Source organism: Desulfonatronum lacustre DSM 10312 (assembly GCF_000519265.1).
GTDB lineage: Bacteria > Desulfobacterota > Desulfovibrionia > Desulfovibrionales > Desulfonatronaceae > Desulfonatronum > Desulfonatronum lacustre.
In genome coordinates this window covers 3,603,146-3,621,857 of the sequence record NZ_KI912608.1, presented here as the reverse complement: position 1 = coordinate 3,621,857, position 18,712 = coordinate 3,603,146, and the positions used below count along the sequence as shown (strand labels likewise).

Sequence of the window (18,712 nt, the reverse complement as noted above, 5' to 3'; positions counted from 1 at the left end):
CGGTCTTCGGCAGACGCCCTCCAGCCATGACGAGGTCGAACATGCTGACCAAACAACGTCGTTTTTTCTCCTTTTTCGGAGCCGTGGCCGGTATTTCCGTGCTGTTGCTGCTCTGGACCGGATTATGTGCCGCGGGCACGATCTTTTTCTACAAGGACGAACATGGGGTGATGCATTTTACGGACACCCCCACCTCGTCCAAGTTCCGTCCGTTTCTCTCCCTGCGTTCGCGCATGGGCAGCAGCGCGGACCGGGCCTCCATCACCCGCCACGTGGAGCAGTACAGCCAGAGATACGGCCTTGATCCACACCTGGTCATGGCCGTGATCGAGGTTGAATCCGGCTTCAATCATCAGGCCGTCTCCCGGGCCGGAGCCCAAGGCCTGATGCAGATCATGCCGGCCACACAGCAAGACCTGGGGCTAACCGCGCCCTTTGACCCGGCGGAGAACATCGAAGCAGGCATCCGTTACCTGAAAATGCTCATGGACCGCTTCCCGGACCTCTCCCTGGCCCTGGCCGCCTACAACGCCGGACCGGCCAACGTGGAACGCTACAACGGCATTCCTCCGTTCCGGGAAACCCAGGACTACGTCCGCAAGGTCACGACCAACTACGACCGTCGGCGGGCGGCGCGAAACTAAGCCATGCTCAACCTCGCCAACCAAGTCACCTTGGGCCGCATCCTGGCCATCCCCGTCCTGATCTTGCTGCTGTATTTCCCGAGCAAGCCGGTCAACGCCGCGGCCATGATCGTGTTCATTCTCGTGGCCCTGACCGACCTGGCCGACGGCTTCATCGCCCGCCGCTGGCAAATGGTCTCCAATCTGGGCAAGTTTCTCGACCCTTTGGCCGACAAGCTCTTGATCAGTTCCGTCTTGATCATGCTCGTGTTCCACGGCTGGGTCCAAGCCTGGATGGCCATCGTGATCATCGCCCGGGAGATGACCGTAACGGGCCTTAGGGCCATCGCCGCGGACCAGGGCCATGTTCTGGCCGCGGACAGCTTCGGCAAACTCAAGGCGGTGATCCAGGTGGTGGCCCTGTGTCCGCTGATCCTCCACTATCCCTGGTGGGGTTTCGACCCCCGGCCTCTGGGCGCGGGGCTGCTGGCCATCGCTCTGATCCTGACCGTCTTTTCCGGCGCGAAGTACGTGATCCACTTCTTTCGCCAGGTGAACCGGGACGACGGGTTCTAACAGTCCGTTGAAAAATCCCCAATTGCTGCGTCGCTGCAATTGGGGGTTTTGAACGGACTGTGGATAAGGATCTTTTCAATACTCAACTAAACGAAAGAACCTCGCTCTCGACCTCACGCCAAGGAGCCCCGTATGGCCCAAATAGACGCGTTTTTTCGGATGATGCACGAACTCGGGGCGTCGGACCTGCACCTCTCCTCCGGCTCCCAGCCCATCATCCGCCTGCACGGCGATTTGCAGCGCATCAAGTACAAAGTCCTGGAGCATGAGGAACTCAAGAAGATGCTCTATGAGATCACGCCGGAGCAAAAGGTCAAGAACTTCGAGGAAACCGGGGACGTGGATTTTTCCTACGAAATCCCGAACTTGGCCCGGTACCGGGTCAATTTCTTTCAGCAGCGTCGCGGCTGCGCCGCGGTTTTTCGCGAAATCCCGCAAAAAATCCTGAGCATCGACGACCTGAAACTGCCCCCGCTGTTCAAGAGCTTGGCCATGCTCCCCAAGGGACTGGTCCTGGTCACCGGCCCCACGGGCAGCGGTAAGTCCACGACCCTGGCCGCCATCGTGGACTACGCCAACCGGAATCGCAAGGATCACATCCTGACCATCGAGGACCCCATCGAATTCGTGCACGAGCCCGTCAGCTGCCTGATCAATCAGCGAGAAGTCTCCAGGGACACAGTGAGCTTCAAATCCGCTCTGCGCGGAGCCCTGCGCGAAGACCCGGACATCATCATGGTAGGCGAAATGCGCGACCTGGAAACCATCGAATTGGCCATCGAAGCCGCGGAAACCGGTCACCTGGTTTTTTCCACCCTGCACACCATTTCCGCGTCCAAGACCATCGACCGGATTATCGAGGTCTTTCCCGGCGATGTTCAGGGCCAGATCCGCTCCGGACTCTCGGAATCCCTGCGGGCGGTCATCTCTCAGAACCTGTTCAAACGCATCGACCGTCCGGGTCGGTGCGCGGCCCTGGAAATTCTGGTGGGCGTCCCGGCGGTGCGCAACCTGATCCGCGAAAACAAGACTTTCCAGATCAATTCCGTGATTGAGACCGGACGCAAATACGGCATGCAATCCCTGGACGACGCCATTCTCAAGCTCCTTCAGGAAGGGGCCGTCTCCCCCACGGACGCATATAACAAGGCTGTTTCCAAATCCAAGTTCCGGGATTTCCTCACCGAGCCCCCACAGGATTTCACAGAGGTCTGATCCATGCACCGCAGCCAATTGGACGCCACCATCGCCGAGGTGCTGACCAAGGCCCCGGACACCTCGGACATCCTGTTCACCGTGGGCAAGCCCATCCAGGCCGAGGTTCACGGCAGGCTGACCGACGTGCCCACGGCCCTGCTCTCCGATGCCCTGGTCCCGTTTCAGGTCGAGTCCGTGGGGTTTTGCATGATGCTGAACAAGCACTCCGGCAGCCTGCGTCTGTTTCAGGATCTTCAAGAGCAGGGCTCCTGCGACCTCTCCTACGACCTTCCGGGCTTTTGCCGCTTCCGGGTGAACATCTTTTTTCAGCAGGGCTCGGCCTCCATCGTGATGCGCAAGATGCCCAGCACGATCCCTACGCTCAAGGATCTCAACCTCCCCCCGCTCTTCGACCGGATGGCCGACGAAAAATACGGGCTGATCCTGCTCACCGGCGGAACCGGGACCGGAAAATCCACCACCCTGGCCGCGCTGATCGACGCCATCAACGAACGCCACTCCAAGCACATCCTGACTCTGGAAGACCCGGTGGAGTTCGTGCATCACCACAAACGCGGCACGGTCAACCAAAGGGAGATGGGCACGGACTTCGACCGATTCTCCTCCGGCCTGCGCGCGGCCCTGCGTCAAGCTCCCAAGGTGATCCTGGTAGGCGAAATCCGAGACCGGGAAACCATTGAAATCGCTCTGCAGGCCTCGGAAACCGGCCACTTGGTTCTGGGCACCCTGCATACCAGCGACACGGGCCAGACCATCAACCGGATCATCGGCATGTTCGAACTGGCCGAAGAACGCCTGATCCGCCAACGCCTGTCCCAGGCTTTGAAGTACGTCGTCTCCCAGCGGCTGATGCCCCGCATCGGCGGCGGACGGGTGGCGGCCCTGGAAGTGCTGACCAACACGCTACGGATCAAAGAATTGATCATCAACGGCGAATCAGGTGAAAAGACCTTCTACAATGTGGTCGAGTCCGGCGATGCTTACGGCATGTTCACCTTTGACCAACACCTGGCTCGGCTGTATTCCGAAGAAGCCATCACCGAGGAAACGGCCATGAACACGGCCTCGGACCGTTCCCGCCTGGGCCAGACCATCAACCGCGTCAAGACACTGCGCGGGGAAAAAGTGACGAACATCGAGGGGTTGGAACTGGATACAAACTACGATCAACGCAACTCTGATTTTTGAGAACGTAAGTTCAACACCGAAACAGGAAATTTCCGCATGCGCCTGAACTGCCCGCACTGTGATCGACAACTCTCCGTGGCCGACGAAAAAATCCCGTCCGGCCAACGCTTTAAATTAGTCTGTCCGCAATGCAACAAGCCGTTCACCGTGGAGCCTGACTCCGTTGGCACACCTTCCGGTTCAAACACCATGTCCTCTGCGTCACCGACGCCTCCAACCGCGGAAGAGCTGGACTTCTATCCTCCGGGAGCGAAAATCGCCTTTGTTTTGGTACGCGATCCGGAATGGAAAGCCGCCCTGGTCTCCTGTCTGGACGAACAAGGCTACCATTTGGCCGTCCCCGATGGTCCGGCGGAAGCACTTCAAAAAATTGACTCCGCCGCTTATGAACTCGTATTCATCGACCATGCCCCGCACGGAGCCGAAGTGCTGCAACGCGTCCACGGCTGGCCGGGAATCCAGCGCCGAGGAGTGAACGTCGTCCTGGTCGGCGACGAGGCCAAAAGCCTGCACCCCGACACCTCTTTTCGCAACGGCGTGAACTGGTACCTGCACCGAAGCGACGTCGCCGACGTCCCCCGGCTTGTGCGGACCGTCATTGACGGGTACGAGGAAACCTACAAAATGTGGCGTCTGGCCGCTGAAGAATCGGGCAAACCCACGAACTGACGTTCACGACGGATATGGAATCGCAAAAAAAAGCACGTTTGTTGAATTGCTTGGAAACCATCCTGGAAATGGAGTCCCAATTGCGCTCCCTGCGCGAGGCCGGAGCGCTGGTGGCGGAACTCTCGTCTCTGCGATCCCTGATCCATGGCCTCAAACTGGAGCGGACCCCGGTGGACGAGGCGGACATTAAGCGCATTGAACTGGCGACGACCATTTTTTTACAGGAGTTGGGAGTACAGTTTCAGTACCTGGAAACCAGGCCCCACGCCGACCGGTTGCTCCAATAAAATGTTTTACGGTCTGGGATGCCCCCCGACTCATCGCGAAGTGACCACGCCATGAAATGGACCCGCCTGCTCTTTTCTTTCCTCCTGCTGTTGAGCGGCTTTTTGGCCTGGACGCTTCTGATCCATGATCAGGGCTGGAAATCCTACCTGGAACTGCGGGACCGCCGGGATACGCTTGTCGAGCAGATTGCCGCCGTGGACGAGGTCAATCTGGATCTGAGCCGGGAAATCCGTCGTCTGACCACGGACCACGACTACGTGGCCAGCGTGATCCGGGTGGAGATGCACTACCTTCGGCCCGATGAAATCCTCTATATTCCACAAAACGATACGTTCCGGAGGCTGCCATGACCGAAAAAATCGCCTGGTTTGAAGAGGTGTTGCGCCTGGAGCCCAACTCCAAGCTGTTTTTCCCCCTGGCCCAGGCATATACGCAGGATCATCGGCCCGAGGACGCCATCGCCATATTGCGCAAGGGGTTGACCTTTCACCCGGAACACCTGGAAGCCCGCCTCCTTTTGATCGAATGCCTCTCCCAGCTGGACGTCGTCTCCAAGGACTTCCCTTCTTCCACCGAAGAAACTCCTGAGGCCCTCTCCTCCCCGGAACTGGAATCGCTCGTCAAGGCGTTGGCCGGACACCCTTCCTTTTGGAGGCACTGGGCCGCCCGAAGCAGGGCCGACGGCCGGACCGACCTCGCCGTGACCCTGGACATGCTCGCGGTCCAACTCGGCGGAGCCCGGATCACCTGGGAGACGCTTCTGGAACAGGGCCTGCGCGCGGTGACCGGAGGACGCGAAGAACTTCAGACTCCCGCTCCCCAGGAGGAAGAACACTCTACACCTCCGGAACCCGACCCCCTGTCGAAGCCAGAGTCTGATCCGGCTCCGGAGCCGGACCTTACGCCCGACCCCGAACAGGAACCCGAGCCGAAACTTAAAACGGAAACAGCGCAAACGTTTCCCTCGGAGCCCGAACCGGTCGAAGTGCCGCGCCCCGAGGCGGAGGCCGAGGCTCACCTTTCCGAAGGCGAGCGACGGTACTATGAGACAAAAACTTATGCCGACCTGCTGGCCAAGCAGGGCGAGCAGGACGAAGCCCTGGACCTGTACGCAAAACTGCTCCAAACGTCTCCGGACGACGCACAACGCCTGGACCTGGAGGCTCGGATACAGGAACTGCGGGACCGGGCCGCCAAAGGCCTCAAGGATCTGGATTCCAAACCAGCCGAAAAAGACGCGAAACCACAGCCAGAGTCTGAAACAAAGCCGGAATTTGAACCTGAACCTGGGCCTGGGCCTGAGCCTGGGCCTGAGCCTGAGCCTGGGACAGTCCCGGAACCGAAATTGAGCATCGGGAAGGGAGAAGTGCCGCACGATGCGGACGATCCCGTCGCTTCGCCCTCCACGGCCCCGTCGCCGAAAACCGCGACCACGAAACAAACCCTCAAAAAGCTTGCGGAACGCTTGGAATCCCGGGCCGAAAAATAGCCTCCCCGAACACGTTCCACACTGCATGCGATTGGAGTTCACCGCGATTATGACCATCCACATTCTTTTCCGTCTGAGCCTTTTGGCCCTACTCATTTCCCTGGCCGGCTGCTCGACCATCCAAAGCGCCTGGGACAAAACCTCCGACGCCTATGAAACCTATGTCGACCCCAAACCGGAGATCGACCTGGACCGCCGTCCCGGCTTGTCCAGAAACGAACAACTCTTAGCCACGCAGTTCAGCCTGATGGACCAACATCTGGAGGAGGCCTTGCGGACCCTGGCACCTCAGGATCGATTTCCGCCCTCGGCCTGGTTCACCGCGTTTCTGGAGCGGTTTCCCTGGATGACCGCCGTTCTGGCGGTGGACGCCCAGGGTCGAGTGCTGACCAGCCATCCGGAGACCCCGCTGAAAAGCGTCCCCGTGGAGGCGTTGCTGGAACGGGAATGGTCCATGCTCCATCGCGACCTGCAAGGATTCGTCGAGGAGACGCCGTTGGGTCCGGAAGTGATCATCGCCGGCCCGTTCTTCCACGACGGGGCGTGGCAAGGGTTGATCATCGCCCACTTCGATCCTCGCGCCCTGACAGCCTTCGCCACGGCTTCAGAGCGCTTGGTCCTGCTGACTCCGGAAACCCTTCTCTGGACCGGCGTCGACCAGGAAGCGACCCGAAAAATCACGGAAGCCCCCTGGGAGAACATCCTCCGGGACCGGGTTCACGGCCGTCAATCGGCTGAAACCAAGACCTTCCTCTGGCTGTCTCGGCCCATCGGAACCCTGCAACTGATCTACGCCCTGGCCCTGCCCAACTAACGCTATTTTATGGAGTCGCCCCATGCCCCAGATCACGGTCATCGAACACCTGCTTTTCCACCAGAAGGAATCCCCCATGGCCACGGGACGATTCACCCGCCTTCTTTCGGAAATGATCCTCTCCGGAAAGATTATTAATCAAGAGGTGAACAAGGCCGGGTTGGTGGAAATCCTGGGGCTGACCGGGGAGACCAACGTTCAGGGAGAAAAGGTCCGCAAGCTGGATGAATTCGCCAACCAAGTCCTGGTGCACCGCTTGCAGCGGGCGGGTGTGCTCTGCGCCCTGGCTTCCGAGGAAAACGCCGATTTGATCCATATCCCCGCCGACTGCCCCCAAGGGGACTACATCCTGATTTTCGACCCCCTGGACGGTTCGTCGAACATCGACGCCAACGTCAGCATCGGCACGATCTTCTCCATTTTTCGCCGGACCAGTGCTTGCGAGGAACCCGCCACCATGGCCGACGTGCTCCAAAAGGGCGCCCAACAGGTGGCCGCCGGGTACATCATCTACGGATCGTCCACCATGCTCGTATATACCACGGGCAAAGGGGTTCACGGCTTTACCCTGGACCCCAGCGTCGGGGAATTCCTGCTCTCCCATCCGGACATCCAGATTCCGGAACGGGGCAAGATTTACTCCGCCAACGAAGGCTATCGGCACTATTGGGACCAGCCCACCCGCAAGGCCATCGACTATTTCAAGGATCCGGACAACGACTCCAAGCGGGTCTATCGCTCCCGGTACATCGGCTCCCTGGTGGCGGACTTCCATCGCAACCTGCTCTACGGCGGCGTCTTTCTCTACCCGGCGGACACCAAAGACTCCAGTCATCCCCATGGAAAACTGCGCCTGATGTGCGAGGCCAACCCCCTGGCCATGGTCGTGGAGCAGGCCGGCGGCATGGCCACCGACGGAATCAACCGCATCCTGGACATCCAACCCACGGAACTGCATCAGCGCGTTCCTTTGGTCATCGGTTCCAAGCTGGACGTGCTCAAGGTCCGGGAACTGCTCCAGGCCGGTTGAGCCGACCAGAAACCGGCTCACATTTTCTCCCATGCTCTGCCTCGGCATTGAAACCTCCTGCGACGAAACCGCGTTGGCCCTGGTCCACGACGGACGACTGCTGGGGCAGTGTCTGCACAGTCAGGAAAAACTCCACGCCTTATTCGGAGGGGTGGTTCCGGAACTGGCTTCCCGAGGACATCTCACGGCCCTGCCGGTTCTCCTGGAACGGCTCATGGAGCGGACCGGCCTGACCATTCGGGACGTGCAGATCGTGGCCGCCGCAAGAGGGCCCGGACTGCTGGGCAGCCTGCTGGTGGGCCTGGGCATGGCCAAGGGCCTGGCTCTGTCCCTGGGCGTCCCCCTGGTTGGCGTCAACCACCTACACGCCCACCTGCTGGCCGCCGGACTGGAGCGGGATATCCCGTTCCCGGCCCTGGGGCTTTTGGTCTCCGGAGGACACACCCAATTGTACCGGATCACCTCTCCGTTCCAATTCGACCTGCTGGGCCGAACCCTGGACGACGCGGCCGGAGAGGCTCTGGACAAGGCCGCGTCCATGCTCAACCTGCCCTACCCCGGCGGCCGACACATCGACGCCCTGGCCGCGGGATCCGAACCGAACCGATCCTTGTTTCCCCGGCCCTATTTGGACAACCGGAACCTGGATTTCAGCTTCAGCGGTCTGAAGACCGCTTTTTCCCAGCATCTTGCCCAGCGTCCCGATCTGCGCCTGCCGCGCCTCCCGGACGACGCCGCCCTGACCCGATGGGCCGAGGACCATCCGGAAGTGGGCACGGTCTGCGCATCCCTGAACTGGAGCATCGCCGAAACCCTGCGAACCAAGGTCGAACGAACCCTGACGGACAAAACAGCCTACCGCTCCGTGATCGCGGCCGGCGGCGTGGCCGCCAACACCATGCTCCGCTCCATGCTGGCGAAAACCGCGCAGTCCCATGACCTGGAACTGATTCTGCCCAGCCCGACCCTGTGCACGGACAACGCCGCGATGATCGCCTACTCCGGCTGGCTACTGGCTCGGGACGGCTGGGAACACGACCTGACCGTGGAAGCCCTCCCCCGCGGCAAACCCATTCCCTGGGATTACCGCCCTCGATCTTTTCCGAACCCGTCCGCCTCACCTTGACACGTACAGCCCCCACAACTAGTTTGATTGGCTGCACAGGAGTTTGCTCTACTTCCGGCATTATCCGTTCACGTAACCAAACGGCACGTCATACGAACCCGCAAGCGAAAAGGAGACGAACATGGCTCATGAACTAAACGATACGAATTTCGACGCTGAAGTCCTGCAGTGCGACCTTCCGGTCCTCGTCGATTTCTGGGCGCCCTGGTGCGGTCCGTGTCGGGCCATCGCCCCGGTCATCGAAGAACTCTCCCAGGAGCTGACCGGACAGGTCAAAATTGCGAAGATGAACGTGGACGAAAGCTCAAAAACTCCTTCTCGCTTCGGCATTCGGGCCATCCCTACGCTGATCCTCTTCAAGAACGGGGAAGTGGTCGAGCAGTTGACCGGCGCCGTCTCCAAGAGCAGCATCAAGGAAATGATCTCCAAGAAAATCTAGTTCTCGAGCATGAAATCTTTTGATTCGGTCATCATAGGGGGCGGCCCGGCAGGCATGACGGCCGCCCTCTACTTGTTGCGCTCCGGAGCCTCCGTGGCCTTGGTGGAACGCCTCGCTCCCGGCGGCCAGATCCTGACCACGGAGAGGATCGAAAACTATCCCGGCCACCCCAAGGGCGTGAAGGGCTATGAGTTGGCCGACCTGATGGCCGATCACCTCAAAGATTTTTCCTACACGACCCTGCGCCAGGAGGTCCGATCCATCGAACACCAGGGTCCTGGGAGCAACCTCGTGCATCTGGAAGAGGAAACCATTCAGGCCAAGGTCGTGGTGATCTGCTCCGGCGTGGCCTGGAAGCGCTTGGGACTGGAGCGGGAAGAGTACTTCACCGGACGGGGCATCTCGTATTGCGCCCTCTGCGACGCCAATTTCTTCAGGGGCCAGGCCGTGGCCGCGGTGGGCGGCGGCAACACGGCTCTGGAGGAATCCATCTATCTTTCCAAAATCGTCGCCAAGGTCTACCTGATCCACCGTCGCGACGCCTTCCGAGCCGACAAGATCCTCCAGGAACGAATCAAGCGCATTCCGAACATCGAGTGCGTGATGCGGTCCGTGGCCACGGAACTCGTGGGTGACACGGAACTCAAAGGTATCCGGGTGACGCATCTGCCCGACGGCGCACAGCGCCTTCTGGACGTCTCCGGGTTGTTCGTCTTCGTGGGATCCACCCCCTTGACCGACTTCGTTCCCGAAACGCTGCCCCTCTCCCCGGCGCGCTTCATCGTCACCGACCTGGAAATGGCAACCAACCTGCCGGGAATTTACGCCGCCGGGGACGTTCGCGACAAGCTCTGCCGCCAAGTAGCCACGGCCGTGGGAGACGGTGCCACGGCCGCCCATTCCGCATCCCTTTTTCTGGACTCCCTGTGAACAAAACACCCATCTTCGCCTTTTTGTCCTGCTTGTTGCTCACCGCATATCTTTCGGGTTGCGGCATCATCGACTATTATTTTCTGACGCCTCCGGAAGACACGGCCCAGGAACTGGCCCAGGCCGGGTTCGAAGCCATGGAGGAAAAGGACTATCGCCGGGCCATCACCGCCTTTACCAAACTCAAGGACCGGTATCCCTTCAGTCCATTCACCTCCGCGGCGGAGTTGGCCTTGGGCGACGCCTACTATCTCTCGGAGCAATACGAGGCCGCGGTCCAGACCTATCTGGAGTTCGAGTCCCTGCACCCAGGCCACGAGGCCATCCCCTACGTCCTGTTCCAGGTCGGCATGGCCAATCTCCGACAATTTCGCTCCATCGACCGGCCCACCGACAACCTCCACCTGGCTCTGCAATATTTCCAACGCCTTCAACAGACCTTCCCTCAGTCTCCCCAGGCCCGGGACGCCGAACAAGCCATCCAGGAGACCCGGAGCCGCATCGCCGAGCACGAGTTGTTCGTGGCCGACTTCTATTGGCGCAGAGGCCAGTACGGGCCGGCTTGGCGGCGATACCAAGCCGTTCAGCAAGAGTTCGGGGACATTCCGGAAATTTCGGAGTACGCCCAGCGGCAAAGTGATTTCGCCTACTACCGCTTTCAGAAGCAGCAGTCCCAGGAAGACCGGGAAGAGCGGGAAGGTACCTGGAAACGTCTGTTGGACTGGCTCTGATCCCGCCGCCCGTCGCGTGACAATGCTTTCCACCCGTTCCCTGGCTTTTGCGCTACTTTTCGGCCTGCCCGTTCACCATGCCTGAACCCGGCACCTTGGCTTGGCCCGTTCTCTCGGATGATCTGCGGGTCCAGGATGACGTCCTGGCCGCCTCATATTCGTCCGTCGGTGATGTCGAGCGTTCCTGGATCAAAAAAAATATCGCCCAGCTCTACGCCCTGCACCCTCCCGGGGGCACGGACCGCTCCAGCACGTGTACCAGTTGGAGCGGCGGCCTTGCCACCACGTCCACCCGTCTTGCCAGGCCCTGGGCGTGCCTGGTGTGCCCGGAATCAATGTCCGAAGCCGGAGCCGGTCCGGCCGAAATCGCGGCGGCCCTGGTACCGGTGATGACCGCGGGCATTACCGACATTCTGGCGATCCTGCCTCCTTCGTCCCTGCAGTCCGCCCACCTGCTGACCACTCTTGAGCTATGCGGCTTGGAAAACGTATACGCTGTTCCCCGAAAAGCAATACCAAAGGAACTCCACGTCCTCGTCGCACGGGACCCTGCTGGCTTGATCCTGGATCTGGGAGGCCTGGCTTCTTGTGATCCGCTCACGGCGGAGGTCTTCCACCGAACCATGGTCTGGCGTCCCCGACTTTCACGGCAACTCCGAATCTGGTGCGCCACTCCCGATCAGTGGGATTGGTCGACCCTGGAATGGAACCACCCCCATGCCCGGATCGAAGCCTGGGGCCCATGCCGTGAAACCGCGTCGGACCGGGTGCTCCAGGGCGACGGGGACTGGGACGACTTCCGCCGCTTACCCGGAGCGGTCCTGGGCGTCGGCGCGGACATGCTTCACGCCCGCCTGTCGGACCTACCGGGCCCCGGCCTGATTCTCACGCCGGGACAGGAAGGCTGTTGGTACTGGCCGGACCTTGATCCGGGCTTCTTGTGCTTTCAGCGCGGCATGGCCCTTGCCGACTCTCGAGGTGAGGCGATCGCATCCTAGGCGCCGACCCCAAACGAGCCATTTGCACGCCGTGGACATTCATTTTCCCTGAACGCCCCTTCCCAGAAGCCCCCTTGTAAGGCCGGACGTTCATCTGTAACAATCTCCCACATGAGCAAAGCCAAATCCACGCCGACGATGTCTTCATCCGGCCACGGACCGGGAAAACGTTCCAGCTTGTCTCTGGTCCGCAACATAGGGATCATCGCCCACATCGACGCCGGCAAAACCACGGTCACCGAGCGCATCCTCTATTTCAGCGGAGCCATTCACCGCATGGGCGAGGTGCACGAAGGCAACGCCACCATGGACTATCTCCCCGAGGAACAGGAACGGGGGATCACCATCACCTCGGCCTGTACCACCACGCAGTGGCATGAACATATTCTGAACATCATCGACACTCCGGGCCATGTGGACTTCACCATTGAGGTGGAGCGCAGCCTGCGGGTCTTGGACGGGGCCGTGGGCGTGTTTTGCGCCGTGGGCGGAGTGGAGCCGCAGTCCGAGACGGTCTGGCGGCAGTCTGAAAAATTCGGCGTGCCCAAACTGGCCTTCATCAACAAACTCGATCGGCTGGGGGCGGACTTCGCCGCCGTGCTGGAGGACATGCGCTCCAAGCTGCGCACCACGCCCTTGCCGTTGCAAATTCCGGACGGACAGGGCCAGGACTTCAAAGGCGTGATCGACCTGCTCGGGATGCGCTTTTTGAGCTTCGTTCCGGAGGACAAAAATGCGAACGCGCAGTGGCAAGAGACGGAGTTGACCGCTGAACAGGAACTGGCCGCCCGGCCCTGGCGGGAGCAGCTCCTGGAAAAGATCGCCGAACAGGACGACACTCTGCTGGAGGCGTATCTTTCCGGCGCGCCCATGGACCTGGACGCCGTTCAGGCCGTGATCCGTCGGTCGACGCTGGAGGGTGCCCTGGTTCCCGTGCTCTGCGGCTCAGCCCTTAAAAACGCCGGGATCCAACCCCTGCTGGACGCGATCTGCGCCTACCTGCCTTCCCCAGAGGATGCCCCAGCCGCCAAAGGCGTCCATCCGGTCAGCCATGACCCCATTTCCCTGTCCGCGGACCCCGGCGGGCCGCTGGCCGCCCTGGTCTTCAAGATCACCATTGAGGCCGGCCGGCGCTTGGCCTATGCCCGGATCTACTCCGGCACCCTGGCCGAAGGCGAGCAGATCCGCAACGTGACCCAGGGCCAGGATGAACGTATTGCCCATATCTACCGGATGCACGCCGACAAAAAGCAACGCCAGGACAAGGCCGGGGCCGGCCTGATCGTGGCTCTGGCCGGCTGCAAGGTCACCCGTACCGGGGATACGCTGGCGACGTTGAACAGCCCGGTGCTTCTGGAGCAAATCACCGCCTACCAGCCGGTGATCTCCCTAGCCCTGGAGCCCAAGACCCAGGCGGACGCCAAGAAACTCTCCGAATCGCTCCAGTTCTTCCTGCTCCAGGACCCGACCCTGTTCCTGAGCCAGGACGAGGAAACCGACCAATTGATCCTCTCCGGAATGGGCGAGCTGCACCTGGACGTCGTCCTGGAGCGGATGCACCGGGAGTACGGAGTTTCCCCACGGACCGGCAACCCACAGGTGCTGCATCAGGAAACCATCCTCAAACCCGCCGATGGCCAGGCCGTGTTCGAACGCGAGCTGGCCAAGATTCCGCATTTCGGCGCGGTCCGAATCGCCGTGGCTCCGCGCCACCGGGACGCGGGTAACGCCGTACGCTGGACCATGGACACCCAAGGCTGGCCGGAAACCTGGGTCAAGGCCGTGGAGCAAGGCGTCGCCGACGGCCTGCAAAGCGGCGTGGCCAAGGGATACCCTGTCCAGGACGTGCTGGTGGAAATCGTCCACCTGGAACGGCGTGACGGCGAATCCTCGCCGGTGGGCTACCAAATGGCCGCGGCCCAGGCCCTGAAACAGGCCTTGAACGAAGCCGCTCCGGTGCTCCTGGAGCCGATCATGAACATCGAAATGACCGTTCCCGACGAATTCGTGGGCGAGGTGATCGGTCTCTTCAACTCCCGAGGCGGTCGGGTGGGCAACATGTTCGACCGTTCCGGAGCCAAGGTGGTCACCGGCATGGCTCCCATGCGGCAACTTTTCGGCTTTTCCACGGCCCTGCGCTCCGCCTCCCAGGGCCGGGCCGGCTTCACCATGCGTTTCTCCCGCTTCGACGTCCTGGCGTGATCCCCGCTCCCATGCATCCACGACGGACCAGAATTTGGTGGGAGAACCTGATCAGGGGAATCCGCCATGGATATAAGAAAATTCTGCGGCTCAAATCCTCTCCCGAGGACATCGCCCTGGGCATGGGGCTGGGAGTGTTCATCGGCCTGTTGCCGATCATCCCGCTGCAGACCGTGGTGGTCCTGGCCCTGGCCCTGCTTTTGCGATGCAGCAAACTGACCGCCCTGATCGGCACCCTGATCACCAATCCGCTGACCATTCCGTTTTTCTACCTGATCATGCTCCGGATCGGCCGCTTTTTTCTCCCCGACGGACGGGGACGGCTCAACCCGGATCACTGGACCATCGGCGAACTCCTGCAAGCCGGTTGGCATTTCTACGGCAGCATCCTGCTGGGCGGGTTCGTGATCGCCGTGCCCAGCGCCGTGCTGGCCTACTTCCTGACCCTGGCCGTGACCCGGGCCCACCAGGCCCGCCGCGCCAGGAAAATGGCCACGTCGCCGTATAAAAGGCACTTCCTTTCGCCCTCGTCCGAATCTTCCCGCACCCCTCCTCATCAGCCTGGTTCGGACGCATAATGCCAGCCATGCCCAAGACGGAGCGACAAATCGCTCAGAGGACCACCCACCGGCCCAAGCGCAGCCTGGGACAGAATTTTCTCTCCGACCAGGGCACGGCCCATAAGATCGCGGACGCCCTGAAGGCCTCATCCGAAGACCCGGTTCTGGAAATCGGTCCGGGGCGCGGTGCGCTGACCGGACGGCTCCTGGAGTCCGGTTGCCGGCTGTACGCCCTGGAAAAGGACGATGTCCTGGCCGGAGAGCTGAAACACCGCTGGCCGACGCTTGCAGTGGTCGTGATGGACGCGCTGCGGTTCAACTGGACCAAACTCCACGGCCCATGGCGGATCATCGGCAACCTGCCCTACAACGTGGCCTCGCCGATCATCTGGGATCTGGCCGCCGACGTCCCGCACCTCGAACGGGGAATATTCATGGTTCAAAAGGAAGTCGCCCAAAGGCTGGCCGCCGCGCCGGGCTCGCGAAACTACGGGGCCCTGAGCGTCTGGGTCCAGAGCCATGTCCAGGTTCGCGGCCTGTTCACCGTTGGCCCCCAGGTCTTCCACCCCCGCCCCAAAGTGGACTCCGCCGTGGTCCGCCTCACCACCTTGGCACCGGAAGAACGCCTTCAACACTCCGGCCCGCTCCGCCGATTACTGCCCCTGTGCTTCCAGCAACGCCGCAAACAACTCAAAACCATCCTCCGCCCACTCTGGGGCGACCACCTGGATCAATGGTTCCAAGACCAAGACCTGCGCCCGGAAAGCCGCCCCGAAGAACTCTCGCCCCACCGCTTCCAACTTTTGGCGAACCTCGTCTTCCCGCCTTTGTCAAACGGGGCCCACGAATCGATGTAAAGCAACCACGACGACACTCCCTTACATGCCTGAAATCCGTCTCACGCCCACCGGTCGGCTGAGTCTGCACGCCCCGGGCACGGACCTCGCACCCGCGTCCACGGCCCTGACCGAAGCCTTTGCCCGCGACTGGCGCGAAGGGCTGTTTCTGCTCGCGGCTCGCGGCGATCTGGCCTCGTCGCCTTCCATGAGCTTCTGGACCAGGATAGCGGCGGATTACCTGACCAGGCTGTGCCACGCGCCAGAGGCCGCCGCACATGTCCAATCCACGGGACCACGCGGACTTGAGCACCGTTTGCCGCCCCCCCCTTCCATTCAGCTTCCGCCGCCGCCCCCGGAGCGTTTTCAGTCCTGGGCCGATTCCGCCCCGCCGATGGTCGGTGGGGAATACCTTTCCTCTGATCTGCTGGCTGGAATCTGGGACGAGCTGTCCGCCTGGGCCCAGGAGACCATGGCCCGGGACAACGGCCCCTCGGAATTTCTGCGCAAGCGCGCCCCGCGCTGGAACCAGGTCGGCCGGGTCACCTTTCATCTGGCTGAGAACAAGACCGACGAGGACCGCCCCTTTGCCTTCATGGCCAGTTTCAGCACCGGCATGGATGCCTCGGGCCAGGTCCGGCACCTGCCGCTGCGCAAGGCCCTGGAACTTTACGCCGGAGCCGGCAACAAGGCGGCCCTGCTCAAGCTGCTGACCCCGGTCCATGAGGCGGCCAACCGCCTGGATTGGGTCAAGGTTCTGGTGGACGAGGGGGACGTCTATCGGCCCATGGCCTGGAGCGTCCCCCGGGCCTACGAGATGCTCCGATCCGCTCCGTCCCTGGAGGACAGCGGCCTGTCCGTGCGCCTGCCCAACTGGTGGCGGAAGCGTCCCAGGCCCCAGGTGGGCGTGGTCATCGGCGAGCAGCGTAAGACGTCCCTGGGCGCGGAGGCCATGCTGGATTTCCGGGTGCAGGTCGCCCTGGGGGATACGCCGCTGACCGGGGAGGATATGCAGGAGCTGCTCTCCGGCACGGAGAGCCTGGTTTTGTTCAAGGGCCAGTGGGTGGAGGTGGACCGGGAACGGCTGCAGGAAGCCCTGGAGCATTGGAAGCGGCTGGAGCGGGAGGCCCGGACCTCCCAGGAAGGCCAGATATCCTTTATCAACGGGATGCGCCTGCTGGCCGGGGCATCGGCGGATCTGCGCGACGACGACCAGGACGAGGCCATCCGGGAGTGGGCCCATGTCCAGGCCGGAACGGCCTTGCGCGAAATTCTGGACACCCTGCGCGATCCGGCCCGGTTGCGGGTGGACGAGTCCGCCATCGGCCTGAGTGCGACCCTGCGGCCGTACCAGAAGGACGGCGTGGGCTGGCTGCACCTCCTGACCAGCCTGGGTCTGGGGGCCTGCCTGGCCGACGACATGGGCCTGGGCAAGACCATCCAGGTGCTCGGCCTGCTCAGCCGAATCAAGGCCGAAGCCGCGGAAGCCGGGGGGCGAGCCGGGCCTTCCCTGCTGCTCATTCCAGCCTCGCTGCTGGGCAACTGGCGGGCCGAGGCCCGGCATTTCGCCCCGAATCTGCGTCTGCTTTTCGCGCACCCCTCGGAAACCCCGCGCAAGGATCTGGACGCCCTGGCCCGGGATCACACCCGGATTCTTTCGGGCATCGACTTGGTCGTGACCACCTATTCCATGGTCGGACGAATGCCCTGGCTGGCCGGGCAGCCCTGGCGGCTGGTGATCCTGGACGAAGCCCAGGCCATCAAGAACCCCTCCACGGCCCAGAGCAGAGCGGCCAAAAAACTCCCTGCCCAGGCGCGGGTGGCCCTGACCGGCACGCCCGTGGAAAACCGGCTGGGCGAACTCTGGAGCCTGTTCGACTTTCTCAACCCCGGCCTGCTGGGCAACGCCAAGCGGTTCAAGGATTTCGTCAAGGCCCTGGAGGCCCGGGAGAACGACCCCTTCGGCCCCCTGCGTCGCCTGGCCGGCCCGTATATCCTGAGACGGCTGAAAACCGATCGCAGGATCATCGCCGACCTCCCGGACAAGACCGAAACCGTGCGCTACTGCCTGCTGACCAAAACCCAGGTCAAACTCTACCAGCAGGTGGTGAACCACATGACCAAGACCCTGAAAGAGGTCGAGGCCATGGCCCGCCGGGGGCTGGTTCTGCAAACCCTGATGCGCCTAAAGCAGATTCCCTGGGCGATATTTTCGGCATCGAACTGGACGAAGCAATGGATCCTGGCCCGCCTGCCGAGCCTGCCTCCAAAACCACCACCGCGAGTCCGCGGAGAAAAGCAACGACGAAAACAACGCCAGCCGGGACCAAGGCCAAGGCCGAAACAGCGCCGAGCAGCAAAGCATCCGCAAAAACCGTTGCCTCGCCGACGAAGAAGACCGCCAAACCTCCTGTCGCGTCAAAAGCCAAAACAGCCGTCGAGCCTGGCAAACCTCGTGCTCCAAAGCCAACCAAAGACCAGTCCGCCAAAACCAGGGCCACGCCGCAAGCCGCCCCCAAGCCCAAACCCTTCGTGCCCAAGGGCACGAGCATATCCAGGTTGCGCGAAAAGTCCGGCCTTACGGTCCAGGATTTCGCCGCCAAGCTGGGCGTGACTCCGGCCAGCGTCTACCGCTGGGAAAACACTCGCGGCCGACTCAACCTGCAAGACCGCTGCCTTTCGTCATTGCAGCGCCTGCATGACCAGGTGGAGTCGAAATCCTGAGCAGAGGAGGAAGGGCGAAAAACGTCACCTTGACAGACAGGGCCATTTTGTTCTCTGGAAAATATCCATACTTTCAGAGTGGTAGATTGCAGGATGTTCAAGAGGAACCCCCATGGGTGGGCCAGCAACCATCGAAATCGCTATCGAAATCAGAATGTTACCAAATCGATTTCGACCACGATTTCGATTTCGATACCGATCAAGAGCGCCCCGTAGTTCGAGAACAAAATTGTCCTGCCTTGACAGACCGAAGCGGTTGTCCATAAAAGAC

Annotated in this window: 20 protein-coding genes; all 20 read left to right on the top strand. The window is 61.7% G+C overall.

Annotated features, from left to right (window positions below; genetic code table 11):
- Positions 1-41: 41 nt before the first annotated feature.
- The 20 genes from DESLA_RS21170 (at position 42) to DESLA_RS23250 (ending at position 18,441) form a co-directional block, all read left to right on the top strand.
- A complete protein-coding gene (locus DESLA_RS21170; protein WP_051434796.1) occupies positions 42-644 on the top strand; it encodes a transglycosylase SLT domain-containing protein in 603 nt (200 codons plus the stop codon).
- A gap of 3 nt (positions 645-647) precedes the next feature.
- The gene (gene pgsA / locus DESLA_RS0117060; RefSeq protein ID WP_028573416.1) at positions 648-1,199 is read left to right on the top strand and encodes a CDP-diacylglycerol--glycerol-3-phosphate 3-phosphatidyltransferase; all 552 of its coding nucleotides are present in this window, start codon (positions 648-650) and stop codon (positions 1,197-1,199) included.
- A gap of 132 nt (positions 1,200-1,331) precedes the next feature.
- Positions 1,332-2,414 (top strand): type IV pilus twitching motility protein PilT, encoded by a 1,083-nt coding sequence (locus tag DESLA_RS0117055; RefSeq protein ID WP_028573415.1) that lies wholly within the window; start codon positions 1,332-1,334, stop codon positions 2,412-2,414.
- A 3-nt stretch (positions 2,415-2,417) separates the two neighbouring features.
- Positions 2,418-3,605 (top strand): type IV pilus twitching motility protein PilT, encoded by a 1,188-nt coding sequence (locus DESLA_RS0117050; protein WP_028573414.1) that lies wholly within the window; start codon positions 2,418-2,420, stop codon positions 3,603-3,605.
- Positions 3,606-3,641: 36 nt separating this feature from the next.
- Positions 3,642-4,274 carry an MJ0042-type zinc finger domain-containing protein gene (locus tag DESLA_RS0117045; RefSeq protein WP_028573413.1) on the top strand — a complete coding sequence of 211 codons (633 nt, stop codon included), beginning with the start codon at positions 3,642-3,644 and terminating at the stop codon, positions 4,272-4,274.
- A gap of 41 nt (positions 4,275-4,315) precedes the next feature.
- The gene (locus DESLA_RS0117040; RefSeq protein ID WP_156933009.1) at positions 4,316-4,561 is read left to right on the top strand and encodes a hypothetical protein; all 246 of its coding nucleotides are present in this window, start codon (positions 4,316-4,318) and stop codon (positions 4,559-4,561) included.
- 51 nt (positions 4,562-4,612) lie between these two features.
- Positions 4,613-4,912, top strand: coding sequence for an FtsB family cell division protein (locus DESLA_RS0117035; protein ID WP_028573411.1), 300 nt, complete (start codon positions 4,613-4,615; stop codon positions 4,910-4,912).
- Complete coding sequence (locus tag DESLA_RS23045) at positions 4,909-6,051, top strand: hypothetical protein (protein WP_028573410.1); 1,143 nt, start codon at positions 4,909-4,911, stop codon at positions 6,049-6,051. Before DESLA_RS0117035 ends, DESLA_RS23045 begins: the two co-directional genes overlap by 4 nt.
- A 49-nt stretch (positions 6,052-6,100) precedes the next feature.
- Positions 6,101-6,865 carry a hypothetical protein gene (locus DESLA_RS0117025; RefSeq protein ID WP_028573409.1) on the top strand — a complete coding sequence of 255 codons (765 nt, stop codon included), beginning with the start codon at positions 6,101-6,103 and terminating at the stop codon, positions 6,863-6,865.
- A gap of 22 nt (positions 6,866-6,887) precedes the next feature.
- Positions 6,888-7,895 (top strand): class 1 fructose-bisphosphatase, encoded by a 1,008-nt coding sequence (fbp, locus tag DESLA_RS0117020; RefSeq protein WP_028573408.1) that lies wholly within the window; start codon positions 6,888-6,890, stop codon positions 7,893-7,895.
- Positions 7,896-7,926: 31 nt separating this feature from the next.
- Complete coding sequence (gene tsaD / locus DESLA_RS0117015) at positions 7,927-9,021, top strand: tRNA (adenosine(37)-N6)-threonylcarbamoyltransferase complex transferase subunit TsaD (protein ID WP_028573407.1); 1,095 nt, start codon at positions 7,927-7,929, stop codon at positions 9,019-9,021.
- Positions 9,022-9,142: 121 nt separating this feature from the next.
- A complete protein-coding gene (gene trxA / locus DESLA_RS0117010; RefSeq protein ID WP_028573406.1) occupies positions 9,143-9,460 on the top strand; it encodes a thioredoxin in 318 nt (105 codons plus the stop codon).
- 9 nt (positions 9,461-9,469) lie between these two features.
- On the top strand, positions 9,470-10,390 hold the full coding sequence (locus DESLA_RS0117005) for an NAD(P)/FAD-dependent oxidoreductase (RefSeq protein WP_028573405.1): 921 nt from the start codon (positions 9,470-9,472) through the stop codon (positions 10,388-10,390).
- A complete protein-coding gene (locus DESLA_RS0117000; protein WP_028573404.1) occupies positions 10,387-11,121 on the top strand; it encodes an outer membrane protein assembly factor BamD in 735 nt (244 codons plus the stop codon). The genes DESLA_RS0117005 and DESLA_RS0117000 overlap by 4 nt, the downstream gene beginning before the upstream one ends.
- A 77-nt stretch (positions 11,122-11,198) precedes the next feature.
- A complete protein-coding gene (locus tag DESLA_RS0116995; protein WP_156933008.1) occupies positions 11,199-12,119 on the top strand; it encodes a hypothetical protein in 921 nt (306 codons plus the stop codon).
- A 111-nt stretch (positions 12,120-12,230) separates the two neighbouring features.
- Positions 12,231-14,321, top strand: coding sequence for an elongation factor G (gene fusA / locus DESLA_RS0116990; protein ID WP_435050752.1), 2,091 nt, complete (start codon positions 12,231-12,233; stop codon positions 14,319-14,321).
- The gene (locus DESLA_RS21165; RefSeq protein ID WP_156933007.1) at positions 14,318-14,899 is read left to right on the top strand and encodes a DUF2062 domain-containing protein; all 582 of its coding nucleotides are present in this window, start codon (positions 14,318-14,320) and stop codon (positions 14,897-14,899) included. Before fusA ends, DESLA_RS21165 begins: the two co-directional genes overlap by 4 nt.
- The gene (gene rsmA / locus DESLA_RS21160; RefSeq protein ID WP_245590089.1) at positions 14,899-15,738 is read left to right on the top strand and encodes a 16S rRNA (adenine(1518)-N(6)/adenine(1519)-N(6))-dimethyltransferase RsmA; all 840 of its coding nucleotides are present in this window, start codon (positions 14,899-14,901) and stop codon (positions 15,736-15,738) included. Before DESLA_RS21165 ends, rsmA begins: the two co-directional genes overlap by 1 nt.
- Positions 15,739-15,763: 25 nt before the next feature.
- Positions 15,764-18,331, top strand: coding sequence for a DEAD/DEAH box helicase (locus tag DESLA_RS21155; RefSeq protein WP_051434794.1), 2,568 nt, complete (start codon positions 15,764-15,766; stop codon positions 18,329-18,331).
- The gene (locus DESLA_RS23250) at positions 18,277-18,441 is read left to right on the top strand and encodes a helix-turn-helix domain-containing protein (protein ID WP_169732641.1); all 165 of its coding nucleotides are present in this window, start codon (positions 18,277-18,279) and stop codon (positions 18,439-18,441) included. Before DESLA_RS21155 ends, DESLA_RS23250 begins: the two co-directional genes overlap by 55 nt.
- Positions 18,442-18,712: the final 271 nt, after the last annotated feature.